Origin of the sequence: Rurimicrobium arvi (assembly GCF_039540495.1) — a bacterium.
GTDB lineage: Bacteria > Bacteroidota > Bacteroidia > Chitinophagales > Chitinophagaceae > Rurimicrobium > Rurimicrobium arvi.
Map to the genome: position 1 here is coordinate 473,528 of NZ_BAABEZ010000024.1, position 13,223 is coordinate 486,750.

14 protein-coding genes are annotated in these 13,223 nt (G+C 46.0%); 7 read left to right on the forward strand and 7 right to left on the reverse strand.

What is annotated here, in order from left to right:
• Nucleotides 1–4: 4 nt before the first annotated feature.
• From ABD846_RS14670 to aspS, 5 genes are all read right to left on the reverse strand, one after another.
• On the reverse strand, nt 5–322 hold the full coding sequence (locus ABD846_RS14670) for a tetratricopeptide repeat protein (protein WP_344828718.1): 318 nt from the start codon (nt 320–322) through the stop codon (nt 5–7).
• A 78-nt stretch (nt 323–400) separates the two neighbouring features.
• Complete coding sequence (locus ABD846_RS14675; protein WP_344828722.1) at nt 401–952, reverse strand: calcium-binding EGF-like domain-containing protein; 552 nt, start codon at nt 950–952, stop codon at nt 401–403.
• A 60-nt stretch (nt 953–1,012) separates the two neighbouring features.
• Nucleotides 1,013–2,038 carry a thiamine-phosphate kinase gene (thiL, locus tag ABD846_RS14680; RefSeq protein ID WP_344828725.1) on the reverse strand — a complete coding sequence of 342 codons (1,026 nt, stop codon included), beginning with the start codon at nt 2,036–2,038 and terminating at the stop codon, nt 1,013–1,015.
• A gap of 102 nt (nt 2,039–2,140) precedes the next feature.
• Nucleotides 2,141–2,644, reverse strand: coding sequence for a hypothetical protein (locus ABD846_RS14685; RefSeq protein WP_344828728.1), 504 nt, complete (start codon nt 2,642–2,644; stop codon nt 2,141–2,143).
• Nucleotides 2,645–2,709: 65 nt separating this feature from the next.
• A complete protein-coding gene (gene aspS, locus ABD846_RS14690) occupies nt 2,710–4,542 on the reverse strand; it encodes an aspartate--tRNA ligase (protein ID WP_344828731.1) in 1,833 nt (610 codons plus the stop codon).
• Between the two features lie 181 nt (nt 4,543–4,723).
• Between aspS and ABD846_RS14695 the strand changes: the two genes are divergently transcribed.
• The 4 genes from ABD846_RS14695 (at nt 4,724) to ABD846_RS14710 (ending at nt 10,094) form a co-directional block, all read left to right on the forward strand.
• The gene (locus tag ABD846_RS14695; RefSeq protein ID WP_344828733.1) at nt 4,724–6,205 is read left to right on the forward strand and encodes a type III PLP-dependent enzyme domain-containing protein; all 1,482 of its coding nucleotides are present in this window, start codon (nt 4,724–4,726) and stop codon (nt 6,203–6,205) included.
• Between the two features lie 131 nt (nt 6,206–6,336).
• Nucleotides 6,337–7,797, forward strand: coding sequence for an LptF/LptG family permease (locus tag ABD846_RS14700; RefSeq protein WP_344828736.1), 1,461 nt, complete (start codon nt 6,337–6,339; stop codon nt 7,795–7,797).
• A complete protein-coding gene (locus ABD846_RS14705; RefSeq protein ID WP_344828739.1) occupies nt 7,794–8,456 on the forward strand; it encodes a phosphatase PAP2 family protein in 663 nt (220 codons plus the stop codon). Before ABD846_RS14700 ends, ABD846_RS14705 begins: the two co-directional genes overlap by 4 nt.
• Nucleotides 8,457–8,462: 6 nt before the next feature.
• Nucleotides 8,463–10,094, forward strand: coding sequence for an ArnT family glycosyltransferase (locus ABD846_RS14710; protein ID WP_344828742.1), 1,632 nt, complete (start codon nt 8,463–8,465; stop codon nt 10,092–10,094).
• Nucleotides 10,095–10,165: 71 nt separating this feature from the next.
• Here ABD846_RS14710 and ABD846_RS14715 read toward each other — a convergent pair whose 3' ends face one another.
• Complete coding sequence (locus ABD846_RS14715) at nt 10,166–10,576, reverse strand: single-stranded DNA-binding protein (protein ID WP_344828745.1); 411 nt, start codon at nt 10,574–10,576, stop codon at nt 10,166–10,168.
• A gap of 139 nt (nt 10,577–10,715) precedes the next feature.
• On the opposite strand from ABD846_RS14715, the gene ABD846_RS14720 reads away from it, so the two are divergent.
• Entirely contained in the window at nt 10,716–11,228 is a 513-nt protein-coding gene (locus ABD846_RS14720; RefSeq protein ID WP_344828748.1) for a dTDP-4-dehydrorhamnose 3,5-epimerase family protein, read from the forward strand.
• 10 nt (nt 11,229–11,238) lie between these two features.
• On the opposite strand, the gene ABD846_RS14725 is transcribed toward ABD846_RS14720, so the two are convergent.
• On the reverse strand, nt 11,239–11,703 hold the full coding sequence (locus tag ABD846_RS14725; RefSeq protein WP_344828751.1) for a response regulator: 465 nt from the start codon (nt 11,701–11,703) through the stop codon (nt 11,239–11,241).
• A gap of 196 nt (nt 11,704–11,899) precedes the next feature.
• Between ABD846_RS14725 and ABD846_RS14730 the strand changes: the two genes are divergently transcribed.
• Complete coding sequence (locus ABD846_RS14730) at nt 11,900–12,262, forward strand: response regulator (RefSeq protein ID WP_344828754.1); 363 nt, start codon at nt 11,900–11,902, stop codon at nt 12,260–12,262.
• A gap of 94 nt (nt 12,263–12,356) precedes the next feature.
• The gene (locus ABD846_RS14735) at nt 12,357–12,698 is read left to right on the forward strand and encodes a hypothetical protein (RefSeq protein ID WP_344828757.1); all 342 of its coding nucleotides are present in this window, start codon (nt 12,357–12,359) and stop codon (nt 12,696–12,698) included.
• The last annotated feature ends 525 nt before the right edge of the window (nt 12,699–13,223 follow it).

Sequence of the window (13,223 nt, forward strand, 5' to 3'; positions counted from 1 at the left end):
TTTGTTACCAGTCTGCAAGCTCCTCATATGCGCCCTGAAGTTCACTGCGCGCGTGGTTATCGCCCAATGCTCTGGCTATATCCATTCCCTGCTGGTACATCTGCAGTGCTTCATCGGGATGGCCGGTGCGCTCCAGCAATTTGCCGAGATGGTAGTAGGTACCCACATAATTTTTATCGGTCGCGAGGTTGTGCTCGAAGCGCATGCGCGCCGCGGGCTCATCGCCGGCTTTTATATATTCCAGTGCGAGGGCGTGGTTCAGAAACAGATCATCGGGTTGGTTCTGAAGCATCGCCTTTATTTTTTCAATGCGTTCGCTCATGCTGCAAAATTTCAGGTAAACAAAAAGGGCGTCCGAGGGGCGCCCTTTCACTGCAAAAATAAGAACAATCGTTTATAATTAACGGGAGATCCAGGTTCCGTTAAATTCAAGTGTGTTGACCTTGCTTGAGTTTTGGTAATCCACTACCGTCATTTTCAGTGTACGGGCTTCAGTGGTTACTCCCGGTGCAACCATGGTAATTGTGATCACCGATTTTTTATTGTCATTGCTATAGATGTCATCCACCAGCAGCTGATCGTTTTTGTAATCCAGCATCCCGGTGTAGATTGTATCGGCAGCGCGTCTGCGCACAGCGGAAAGGGAAAGAATACCCTTATCGTTTTTATACAGGTCTACAGTGTCGAGATGCGTCGCCTGTCCGTCACGCGGACGCGTAAAGCCGGCATAGGTTCCGATATAGCGTTCTGTGATCAGGTTCTGGCATTGAGGACCATCATACCCTGTAGGACAGCTACAGAAGTCCGCAGCGCAGGTTCCGCCGTTCTGACAAACAAGCGTGTCGCAGCTGCTTTTAGGAGCGCAGGAGCTGAGGGATAACAGGGCTGTAAGGACACCGGCAGTAATCCCCGCCAGTGTTTGCTTCATCGAAAATCGCATATTCAGGATCATAATTGTGCTCTAAAATTATAAAACACGGGTGATTTTACAAATGTTTCTTAAAATTTATTTTTAAAATGCCTGCCAGCCCTGTGCTACCAGCTTGTGTTTGTTGCCTTGTCTGGTAAGCAGGTGCATACCTTCTTCCGCTGCTGTTATGTAGCCGATCACACTGATCTTTTCGCTCAGCACGATCTTGTCGTAGTCCGATTGGGATATGGTAAACAACAGTTCATAGTCTTCGCCTCCGTTCAATGCGCAGGAGGTACCGGAAAGCCCAAACTCCTGTGCCATTTCTTTTGTTTCCGGATCTATCGGCAGTTTCTCATCGTAGATAATACAGCCAGTTTCGCTTGCGCGGCATATATGGAGGATGTCGGAACTCAGCCCGTCGCTGATGTCCATCATAGATGTAGGGACGATTTGCTGTTCCTGAAGCCACTCCACCACGTCGAGCCTCGCTTCCGGTTTCAGGATCTTGCCGATGATGTGCGATTTTTGCTGAAGGTCGGGTTGTACACCCGGGTTTTCAAGAAATATACGTTTCTCACGTTCCAGGAGCTGGAGTCCGGCATAGGCCGCGCCAAGGTCGCCGGTACAGCAGATCAGGTCGTTTACTTTTGCACCGCTGCGTGTCACGAACTGGTCGTTCCGTATCTCACCGATTGCCGTAACACTGATGAATAACCCTTTCTGGGAGCTGGTAGTATCGCCCCCTATAAGATCTATATTGTATTGTTCGCAGGCTGCATACACGCCTTCGTAAAATTCCTCCACGGCTTCCACCGACATGCGGTTGGACAACGCTATACTGAGCGTGATGTGCGTGGGTGTAGCCATCATTGCGCAGATATCCGAAACGTTTACTGCAACGGCTTTATAGCCAAGATGCTTCAGGGGAGTATACATCAGATCGAAATGCACACCTTCCACCAGGATATCCGTAGAAATTACAGTCTGCCGTCCGAAATGGTCAATCACTGCCGCATCGTCGCCGATACTGAGCAGGGTAGAGGCCTGGCGGGTTTCATTGTTGCGGGTCAGATGATCGATCAGACCGAATTCTCCCATACTTGCAATTTCCGTACGTTGTTCCATTATAAAGATTTAATCGCCGCGAAATTACAGCAATAATTGCGGATGGAACGATAAAACAAAAGCCGCACCTTTCGGTACGGCTCCTGAAAAAAAAGCTGTTTCTTAATACAGGAAAGGAACGTCGAACGTACCTTCTGTAATGTTCATAGCAGAGTTGTAGACGGTAAATCCGCCTTTTATACGTCCATCCGAAGATGAGTAAATGACAACATTACCGTCATTGAATATCAAAGGACTTGATCCGTCGATATTGGATGAATACTTAACGGTGGTTTTGCGCGATGCATCAGACAAATCGAATATCGCGTTGTCGATGTACGGAATAGAAATAATGATACCGTCTTTTTTGTCTCCGGAATAAGAAGTCGTTTTAAATCCAACGATCAAAACTTCTCCGCCGTTGCCGGAGTGATACGCATTGGAATAAGCTGCGCTGAACCCGGCTCCGTTGAGTTTTGCGGTAAAAGTACCTACGGGATTCTGGTATGGAACTTTTGAAAAGGGATTTCTTCCCGTCTGACCGTCGCCTGAACTATAGTCTCCCTTGGAACAGGATACCATTGCAGTGGTTGCGAGCAGACAAAGTGCGTATATCAGTTTTTTCATGTCGGTGTCTTATTGCCGTAAAGATATAAATTAAATTAAACGTTAAAAGCTTTTCTGAAAAAATCCTATGCCTTCCTGATCTTTAACTCAGTCATTTGTGTTTCGTCGATGGCAGAAGGCGCATCCAGCATTACATCACGTCCTGCATTGTTTTTCGGGAAAGCGATAAAATCGCGGATGCTCTCCTGTCCACCCAGCAAGGCGCAAAGCCGGTCGAAACCCAGAGCAATACCGCCGTGCGGAGGAGCTCCGTATTCAAATGCCCCTAACAGGAAACCGAACTTTTCGTGTGCTTCTTCTGTGCTCATGCCCAGCGCTGCAAACATCTTTTCCTGCAGGTTGCGTTGGAAAATCCGTATAGAACCACCGCCGATTTCTGTTCCGTTCAGCACCAGATCGTATGCATTTGCTTTGATATCGTTGTAGGGATGGGTATAGAATGGTTGTCCTTCGCCTATTTTCGGGTCGTTTTCGATCATAGTGGAGATCTGGTCCGGTTTAGGCGAGGTAAACGGATGGTGACGAGCTACCCAGCGGTTGCCGTCTTCATCATATTCAAACAGCGGGAAATCGATTACCCAAAGCGGTTTATAATCGTCAGGATTGCGCAGTCCGAGGCGGTTAGCGACTTCGAGACGCAATTCTGCCATTGCCTTGCGCGTACGCAATTCCGCCCCGGCTAGTATTAGTATCAGGTCTCCCGCTGCGGCTCCGCAATGTGTTGCAATAGCCTTCAGCCGTTCTTCATCGAAAAATTTGTCCACGCTGCTTTTGAAACTGCCGTCTGTATTGCATTTGATGAACAGCAGTCCGGTCATGCCGATCTGAGGACGCTTTACCCATTCCGTCAGTTCGTCCGTTTGTTTGCGCGTATACTCCGAAGCATTCGGTACGCAGATGGCAAGAATCGTTTCCGCATCGTTGGTTACTTTAAAATCCACACCTTTCAATGCCTCACAATAAATGCTGTCTTCAGCCGCCGTTACGGATGCTGTGCGGAACGGTGTTTTCAGATTCTGCAATTTCATTCCGAAACGGATGTCCGGTTTGTCGTTCCCGTAATGCCACATGGCATCGTCGAAAGTAATGCGCGGGAATGTTTCGTTGATTTCCGTTCCTTTCAGATCGCGGAACACGTGTTTGAACAGGCCTTCGAATGTTTCGAGGATATCTTCCTGTTCCACAAATGCCATTTCACAGTCTATCTGTGTGAATTCCGGTTGGCGGTCGGCCCGCAGGTCTTCATCACGGAAACATTTCACGATCTGGTAATAACGGTCGTAACCGCTCACCATCAGCAACTGTTTGAATGTCTGCGGACTTTGCGGTAACGCATAAAACTGACCTTCGTTCATACGGCTGGGAACCACGAAATCACGCGCACCTTCAGGGGTAGATTTGATCAGGAAAGGCGTTTCAATGTCCCAGAATCCTTTACTGTCAAGATAATTACGTACCGAACGGTTCACTGTGTAACGCAGCTCCAGGTTGCGGCGCAGCGTCGGACGGCGCAGGTCCAGGAACCGGTATTTCATGCGAAGCTCATCTCCTCCGTCTGTATTTTCTTCGATCGTAAACGGCGGTGTGGCAGCGCTGTTCAGCACTTTAAATTCAGATACGGCAATCTCAATATCGCCTGTGGGTATTTTATTGTTCTTGTTGCTGCGTTCGATTACTTTACCGGAAGCCTGAACAACAAATTCACGTCCCAGAGGAGTGTCATCCAGCTGATTGTTAAACTGTTCGTCGAAATACAGCTGTGTCACGCCATACCGGTCGCGCAGGTCTACAAACGTGATACTGCCGAATTTACGAATGGCCTGGATCCAGCCACAAAGCGTGATTTGCTGACCTATATTTTCCTGGCGGAGCGCTCCGCATGTGTGCGTACGATACATAAGTGCCGCAAGATAGCGCAAAACATGCACTTGAACATAATGCCCCCGCCGGTTAAAGGATTGATTGCTCGGGGGAAAATATCTCAGAAACCGCTTGAAATATCGAAATTGCAGTACATTTGTCTGATTTTTTTAAAGCAGTAATCTTTATTTACAACTTTTTTGTCGTTTTCATCCAAGAATGAACAAACCAACATACCATGACCTCGTAAATCAAACATTTGATTTTCCGCAAGAGGGGCTCGAAGTGAAAGACAATTACCTGCACTTCAACGGGCTGGACATAAAAAAGCTGATCGACAAGTACGGAACTCCTTTTAAGCTGACGTTCCTGCCCAAAATCGGAATGCAGATCAATAAGGCAAAAAAGTTGTTTAACGACGCAATCAAAAAGCATCGATACGAGGGCAACTACTATTACTGCTATTGCACCAAAAGCTCTCATTTCTCTTTTATCGTTGAGGAAACACTGAAACACAACGTGCATATTGAGACCTCGTTTACCTACGATATCGAGATCATCAAGCAGTTGTACCGCCGTCGTAAGATCACGAAAGAAACGAAGATCATTTGTAACGGCTTTAAAACCAAAGCCTACACGCGTAATATTGCGAAGCTCATCAATGACGGCTTCAAAAATGTAACGCCGGTGCTGGATAATATGGCGGAGTTCGAGGATTATAAAAAATGGATCCGCTCCAAAGACCCGGTGAATATCGGTATCCGTATTGCCACGGAGGAAGAGCCTACTTTCGATTTCTATACATCCCGGCTCGGTATCCGCAATAAAGAGGTGCTCGAATTCTATATTGATAAGATCAAGGGCAACAGCAAGTTCAATCTGAGCATGCTGCACTTCTTTATGAACAAGGGTATTAAGGATGATATCTACTACTGGAGTGAACTGAGCAAAGTATTGCACCTGTACTGCCAGCTGAAGAAAATTTGTCCGGAGCTGAACGCGATCAACATCGGTGGCGGCTTCCCGATCAAACATTCTCTGGGATTCGATTACGATTATGCCTATATGGCAAACGAAATCGTTTCCACGATTAAGAAAGTATGTAAAGCCAATAAAGTTGCAATGCCGGATATCTATACAGAATTCGGTTCGTTTACAGTAGGGGAGAGCGGTGCCGTTATTTACAGTGTGCTCGATGAGAAGATGCAGAACGACCGTGAGATCTGGTATATGATCGACAGTTCTTTCATCACCACCTTACCGGATACATGGGGTATCGGGGAAAAATTCCTGCTCCTGCCCATCAACAAATGGGATAAGGAATACCAGGAAGTGCACCTGGGTGGGCTCACCTGCGACAGTCACGACTTTTATACCTCTGAAGAGCATATCAACGCAGTGTTCCTGCCGGTAAACGAGAAAGGAAATGCTGCACCGGTGAGAGAGCTTCCTGAAAAGAAGGTAAAGAATACTAAAGACACCACAGAGAAGGACAATGAGCCTTTGTATATAGGGTTCTTCCATACCGGAGCCTACCAGGATCAACTGGCCGGTTATGGTGGTATCAAGCATTGTATGATCCCTTCACCCAAACACGTGGTGGTGGAGTACAATGCGAAGACGGGTGAACTGGAAGACTGGCTGTATGCTAAAGAGCAAAGCTATCAGAGCATGCTCAAGATTCTCGGATATATCCGCTAATCTTCCTCAGATATTGCCGCTCTCATCCCGATCCGGGTTTGAGAGCGGTTTTTTATTGAATGTTTATGTGCATTTCGGATCGGAAACTGCGGGTGCTAATCTCTAATTAGTTAGGTTTGTAAAATATAAGGATGTTACCTAAGAAAATAGACATATTACTGATACGCAGCTTCCTCGGACCTTTTGTGGTGTCCTTCTTTGTGATGCTGTTTGTACTGGTGATGCAGTTCTTCTGGGTGTATATGGACGAACTGATCGGTAAAGGTTTTGGCATAGGCCTCATCCTTCAGCTGTTGTTTTATATGTCGGCTACGCTGGTACCGCTTGCAATTCCCCTGGCAGTGCTGCTGGCTTCGATCATGACATTCGGAGCACTGGGCGAAAACTATGAGTTGATTGCGATCAAGTCGGCGGGAGTATCCTTATTGCGTATCATGAAACCTCTTTTCCTGCTGATGGTTGCGATCAGCGGTTTCGCCTTTTTCTTTTCCAACAATATCATTCCGATTGCCAACCTGAAAGCACTGACCCTGCTGTACGACCTGCGTAACTCAAAAGTTACGCTGAGTTTGCGGGAGGGGCAATTCAATAAAGACATCTCCGGTTTCGCAATCCGCATCGGCAGTAAAAGCAAAAACGGAGATACGATCCGTGATGTGATCATATACGATGTATCGGCCGGAGCCGGTAATGATAAAATGGTGATTGCCAAAAGCGCAGAACTGCTGCCTGTTCCGGAGAAGCGGGCACTGATCTTCCGGTTGAAAGACGGCTGGCGTTATGAAGAAGCTCAGAATGGCCGTGGTGCGAACAGCTATTCGCAGACGCGCATGAGCTTTAAACAATATGATAAGGTGTTTGACATGTCTGGCTTCACGGTTCGTAAATCGGATGAAAACTCGATGAAGAACGGTCAGACCATGATGAATATCAGTCAGCTGACCCACCAGATCGATACCATTGGCCGCAATAAACTGCGGGAAGTAAACCGCTATTCTTCGGAAATGAAGACATATTATTCATTTCAGGGCGATCAGAAAAAGACGCTGATGAACAAAGTGGCGGTAGCAGCGGTGGCAAAAAGCCTACCTGATTCAGGTCTGTTGGCGCAGATACCGGATTCGGTAAGGAAAAGGGCGATTGAACTGGCTCAGGCACAGGCCCGAAGTGTAAAACTGTATTCCGAAATTACCAGCAAGATGTTTGACGTATTCAACGATTCGATCGTTGCGTACAAAATTGAGATCCACCGGAAATTCTCCATCTCTTTTGCGTGCATGCTGCTGTTCCTGATAGGAGCTCCGTTGGGTGCTATCATCCGTAAGGGAGGCATCGGATTGCCATTGATTGTAGCGGTAATATTCTTCGTGGCTTACTTTATCACGTCCCAGACGGGAGAAACACTTTCTGAAAGTAAAAAGCTACCTCCTTATATGGGTATGTGGCTGTCTACTGTTGCATTGCTGCCGTTTGCGGTGATTTTTATAAGAGCGGCGATGAACGACTCCAAAATGTTCAGTAAAGAATGGTATATGCGTGTTGTGGGAATGGTACGCTCTGTATTCCGGGCTAAAAAAAATAAAGCTTCTTGACACGGAAACCGTTCATAGGATCTTTCAATTTGTTTTACCTGGTTCCATTTTGCATCTGGAGCCTGCTGGGTGGGGTATTACTGTATCATTATAAAGCATCCCAGCTGTTTTTCTGGATCAATACACACAATTCACCGCAGGCAGATGTGTTATTTGAATGGTGCTCGCGTATGGGCGAATTCTGGGGTATTCTCGTAATCGCGTTGCTGCTCATTATCAGCTTCCGCCCGTTCAGAAATATATGGTTTGCGATAGCTGTACTGGCCGGTACGATCATTCCTTCGCTGATCACACAGTGGGTGAAGCATTTGGTTGCGGCACCGCGCCCGATGTCTTTATTTGCGCAGGTGCCTTACCTGCATCGTCTGGAAACCTGGGATCTGCTGCATTCGAACAGTTTCCCGTCGGGACATACCACAGGGGCATTTTCGTTCTTTCTTATCGTGTCGCTGTGGCTTCCGCCACGTTACCGCGCATGGGGACTGGCTGCGTTTGTGCTGGCATTGGCCACCGCTTACGCCCGCGTATACCTTACTGCACATTTTTTCGCAGATGTTTACGCAGGCTCTTTGATCGGTACTTTATTTGCTATCCTTATTTTTGAATTACTGACCTGGTGCCGTTACCGGTTTCACGGCAACGCAACAGCCGAAAAATAGCCGCATATGCAATCATCTAACTTACGCCTTATTCAGGTATTCCTGGCTGCATTGATCCTGTTTGTGCCGTTTCTGGGCGCTGTGCATCTGTTCGATTGGGACGAGATCAATTTCGCAGAATGTGCACGCGAAATGATTGTCACCAAAAACTACCTGCGTATGCAGATCGATTACCAGCCTTTTTTCGAAAAGCCGCCGCTTTTTATCTGGCTGCAGGTGCTGAGCATGAAACTGTTCGGCATTAATGAATTTGCCGCACGATTCCCTAACGCGCTTGCCGGTATGGTCACTTTCGGGTTCCTGTTCTCTGCAGGGCGCAAACTTGTCAACGATAGCTTTGGGGTATTATGGGTGACATTGTATGCTGCCACCTGGCTGCCTCATTTTTATTTTAAAACCGGTATCATCGACCCGGTATTCAACCTGTTTATTTTCCTGGCCTTTTACCAGGTTTTCTGTCTCAGGATACAAGCAGCTAAATGGAAACACATGTTGCTCGCAGGGTTGTTTCTCGGGCTTGCGGTATTGACTAAAGGGCCTGTAGCTATTCTTGTATCAGCTTTGAGCTTTGGCGTATATATAGTGCTGAACAGGGGGCTGAACGGCTATTCCTGGAAACATCTGCTGGGGATAGCAACAGTGGCGTTGCTGGTCACATCCGTCTGGTTTGGTGTGGAATGGCTGCAGAACGGTCCCACTTTTATTAAAGAGTTTCTGAGTTACCAGGCCGGCTTGTTTTCTCAGAACATAGCCGATCATGAAGAACCCTGGTATTATCACCCGATTGTACTGCTCATAGGATGTTTCCCGGCTTCCGTGTTTCTGTTTCAATACTCACTGCGGAAGCGTCCGGTGGTGAGTTCAGAACCCGCATTGGCCTGGGGACAATGGATGTGGATTCTGTTCTGGGTGGTGCTGATCCTTTTTTCAATAGTAAAAACGAAGATCGTACACTATTCTTCCCTTTGTTATTACCCCCTTACTTACCTGGCTGCACGGCAGATATTCCGCATCATGCAGAACCCGCCGAGTGTAAAAGCTGGAGTGAAAGCTCTGTTCATTTTTCTCGGCACCCTGTGGGGTATTGTCCTTACTGCGCTGCCATTGGTGGGAATTTATAAGGACCGTCTGATACCGCTGATAAAAGACCCCTTTGCAGTAGGAAATTTACAGGCCGATGTGCCCTGGAATTATTGGGAGTGTATCCCGGGTATAATTTACCTGCTTGCCATATGGCTGATAGGGTGGACGTGGAAGACGCGGTTTTCCCGTTCGCTTACGTTCCTGATGATCCTTCAGGTTGCATCGATACAATATACCATGCTGCATTTTGTACCCAAGATCGAAGCGTATTCACAACGTGCGGCCATTGAGTTTTATGAAGATAAAGCGGGCAAAGATGTATACATAGACGTTGTCGGTTTCCATAGCTATGCCTATCTGTTCTATGCAAAGAAAATGCCGGTACAAAATCCAGGCTATTACGACCGGGAATGGCTCATGCATGGGCATACAGACAGACCGGTCTACTTTGTATGTAAGATCCAGAATGCAGATCCATATCGCAAAGATCCTGATCTGCGTGAATTATACGAAAAGAACGGGTTCGTGTTTTTCACACGGAATCTGTCGCAGTAATTTTAGAACAGATGTACACAAAAAAGATCCTCCGCCCGGAGGATCTTTCTATAAGTTACCTGTATATCATACTAGAAAGCCATATCGTCTTCCATACGCTGGAAATTCTCTTCAACGCTTTCCGATTGCTCACTTCTGCCTTCATTGTCCTTACGCTTATCCAGCATTACGAAGTTGTCGCCTACTATTTCAGTGGAACCACGTTTGATTTTGTCTTTGTCTTCCCAGTTGCGGTAGCGGATGCGCCCCTCAACGTAGATCATGCTTCCCTTATGCAGGTATTTCTGAGCGAGCTCGGCCAGTCCTCTCCACAATACAACTGTATGCCATTCCGTGTGGGAAACCGAGTTGCCGTTTTTATCCTTGTAGTTTTCGGTTGTGGCAAGTGGAAATTTAACCACTGCAAGATTGCCTTCGAGTATCTGTATCTCTGGTGCTTTTCCGACGTTTCCGATTAATACGACTTTATTAACTCCTCTCATAATTTGGATATTGGTCAAAAAAAATGATGACTAAAGTAACTAATATTTTCTGAAATCCTATAGCCGCAGTGTGTTTATTGTAAAAAATTGTCGGTGTATAAAATCAAACAACTATTTTGCGAAAAAATCCGACGATCCCATGCAGCATAAATTGCTAGACATGCCCTGCTTTTCCGACAACCGGGGCCGCTTTGTGAAAACCTTTAATGACACGGCGTTTCAGGATCAGGGAATCAATTTCCGGCTTAAAGAGAGTTATTTTTCCGTATCAGCTAAAGATGTGATCAGAGGCATGCATTTTCACCTGCCGCCGCACGACCATGATAAGGTGGTCTTTTGTCCTTACGGAGCCATCCTGGATGTAATTGTAGATCTGAGAAGCGCTTCGCCTGAATACGGGAAAACGTATTCACAGGTGCTTTCGGCGGAAAATAACCGCGCTTTTTTCATTCCGCGAGGCTTCGCTCATGGCTTTAAAAGCCTTGAAGAAGGTTCCGTGACGTACTACCTTGTATCCGGAGAATACGTAGCGTCTGCAGATGAGGGCATTGCATTCGACTCCATAGGGTTCGATTGGGCCTGCGAAAATCCGGTATTATCCGATAGAGACCGCAATTTTCTGCCTTTTGCGGCATTCCGTTCACCTTTCTGACCGACGTGTATCAGGAGAGCAGCTTCTGGCGCAGTAAAAACTCCAGCTGATCGTTAGAAACAGACAGCGTCTCATTCATTTTCTTGATGCGCTCCTGTTCCATGAACGTTTCGTGTGCCCGCTGTATCGTCATGTCCAGTTCATGCTCATCCCACGGTTTGGTGAGGTAATGGAAGATCTTGCCTTTATTGATCGCATCTATTACCGCTGCTGTGTCGGTATATCCGGTAAGCAGGATCCGCATCGTGTCGGGAAATTTAACCAGTACACGCTCGAGAAACTCTACGCCTGTCATGTTGGGCATGCGTTGATCGGTGACGATAATTTCGACCTTGTTTTTTGAAAGGAGATCCATGGCCTCATCGCCGCTGATGGCAGTGAGGACCTTATACTTTATACGGAAAGTGGCCTTGAATGAAATCAGGTTATTTTCCTCGTCATCTACGTACAGTACCACAATCTTATTGTCTGCCATAAATCCCGTTGTTTAAAAAATGAACGCAAAATAAAGACAATGCTCATTATGTTCATTGCTAATTTACAAATTAAAAACCAAATCTCATAAAAAGTGTCGTGGCTGTTACCGTTTTTTTTCGTAAAGACTATTTTCATTTCCGGAAAAAAAATAATTACTTTTGAGAATACTAACCTAACATAATTCTGGCCAAGAGATGAAAAACATACTGCTTATTGACGACGACGATATCATTCAGAAAATAATCAGCAAGGTTCTGGAGCGGAACGGCTTTAATGTCGTTAGTGGCGGAGACGGTAAAGAGGGAGTGGATAAGCTGAATATGATGAAGTATGACCTGGTGATTACTGATATAATGATGCCGTATCTGAATGGCTTCGAATTTATACAGGAATTAAGAAGGCATCCCAATGGCAAGGACGCACGGATTATTATATTCTCATCCATTACTAATGAGGATGCAATAAGGGACAGTAAGAATATGGGAGTGGATCTTTACCTCTCCAAACCGATTGTGATTAATGAATTCATCGACACGGTGAAAACACTGCTCGGATAATCGCATTCAGCCAGAGAAACAACGCACCAAACCAATAACCAACCAATACAGTACAAACCGGTACCGCCAGCGGTATCACTGAATCGTATATTGAATGATCTTCACTTACTCGAAAGCGGAAAAGATAATCAAGTTCTATAAACACCTGATAGGACAGCCTTTTAAATCCAGTGTGTCTGAACTGGAGATCATTAATATAGTGATCGCACCTGAAGACGAAGCAAAGTTTGAAGTGTTTATAGAAGAGATGCAGAAGACAACAGATAATGAGCGCGCGCTTTCTATAACAGGGTATAATCCGAACAGGGTGATTATAGTATTGATGGCGAGCCATATCTATGCGCCGGATATCAGGGTAAATCAGGAGCTGGATCAGTATCTGCGTAAGAACCATATGAAGCGCGTGTACCTGAATCCATATTATTTTGAAGACTGAGAACCGCTCTGGTATTGGCTTTCATCTATATCCGGTATTCCAACCGGATTTTTTTTCAAAAAAAATTTGGCAGAAACAAAAAGCCGCTTACCTTTGCACTCCCAAAACGCAAACAGCGAAGCGGGAAACAGAAGTTCTTACAGCTAACGGATTAACAGCAAAGAAAAAAAACTAAAAGTTTTTTTGGTGGTTTGAAAAAACACAGTATCTTTGCCCTCCCAAATAAAAAACGAAACGTTCTTTCGAAAAGTTTTTTAAAAATAAATTTGGTGGTTTGAAAATAAGGTTTTACCTTTGCAACCCCAAACGAAAGAGAGTGAGGGAGTTAGTTCTTAAGAGAGTCGATAAATGACAGGCAGGCAGCGGGGTTCGAGTTCCCCGGATCGATCACGGTTTAACGGAAAGGTTACTGACAGAGGTTAGTGATTGTTAAACAAAGTTCTTTGAAACAGATGGAAGCAAAATAAATAAAGCAGCGGGTTATGATGAATTTCATAACCGCAGGTAAGAACGGCTACTTAGGTA

Bases quoted from the DNA above. Each gene is read 5' to 3' on its own strand.
- ABD846_RS14670 (WP_344828718.1), bottom strand. From the start codon at position 322: ATGAGCGAACGCATTGAAAAAATAAAGGCGATGCTTCAGAACCAACCC.
- ABD846_RS14675 (WP_344828722.1), bottom strand. From the start codon at position 952: ATGATCCTGAATATGCGATTTTCGATGAAGCAAACACTGGCGGGGATT.
- thiL (WP_344828725.1), bottom strand. From the start codon at position 2,038: ATGGAACAACGTACGGAAATTGCAAGTATGGGAGAATTCGGTCTGATC.
- ABD846_RS14685 (WP_344828728.1), bottom strand. From the start codon at position 2,644: ATGAAAAAACTGATATACGCACTTTGTCTGCTCGCAACCACTGCAATG.
- aspS (WP_344828731.1), bottom strand. From the start codon at position 4,542: ATGTATCGTACGCACACATGCGGAGCGCTCCGCCAGGAAAATATAGGT.
- ABD846_RS14695 (WP_344828733.1), top strand. From the start codon at position 4,724: ATGAACAAACCAACATACCATGACCTCGTAAATCAAACATTTGATTTT.
- ABD846_RS14700 (WP_344828736.1), top strand. From the start codon at position 6,337: ATGTTACCTAAGAAAATAGACATATTACTGATACGCAGCTTCCTCGGA.
- ABD846_RS14710 (WP_344828742.1), top strand. From the start codon at position 8,463: ATGCAATCATCTAACTTACGCCTTATTCAGGTATTCCTGGCTGCATTG.
- ABD846_RS14715 (WP_344828745.1), bottom strand. From the start codon at position 10,576: ATGAGAGGAGTTAATAAAGTCGTATTAATCGGAAACGTCGGAAAAGCA.
- ABD846_RS14720 (WP_344828748.1), top strand. From the start codon at position 10,716: ATGCAGCATAAATTGCTAGACATGCCCTGCTTTTCCGACAACCGGGGC.
- ABD846_RS14725 (WP_344828751.1), bottom strand. From the start codon at position 11,703: ATGGCAGACAATAAGATTGTGGTACTGTACGTAGATGACGAGGAAAAT.
- ABD846_RS14730 (WP_344828754.1), top strand. From the start codon at position 11,900: ATGAAAAACATACTGCTTATTGACGACGACGATATCATTCAGAAAATA.
- ABD846_RS14735 (WP_344828757.1), top strand. From the start codon at position 12,357: ATGATCTTCACTTACTCGAAAGCGGAAAAGATAATCAAGTTCTATAAA.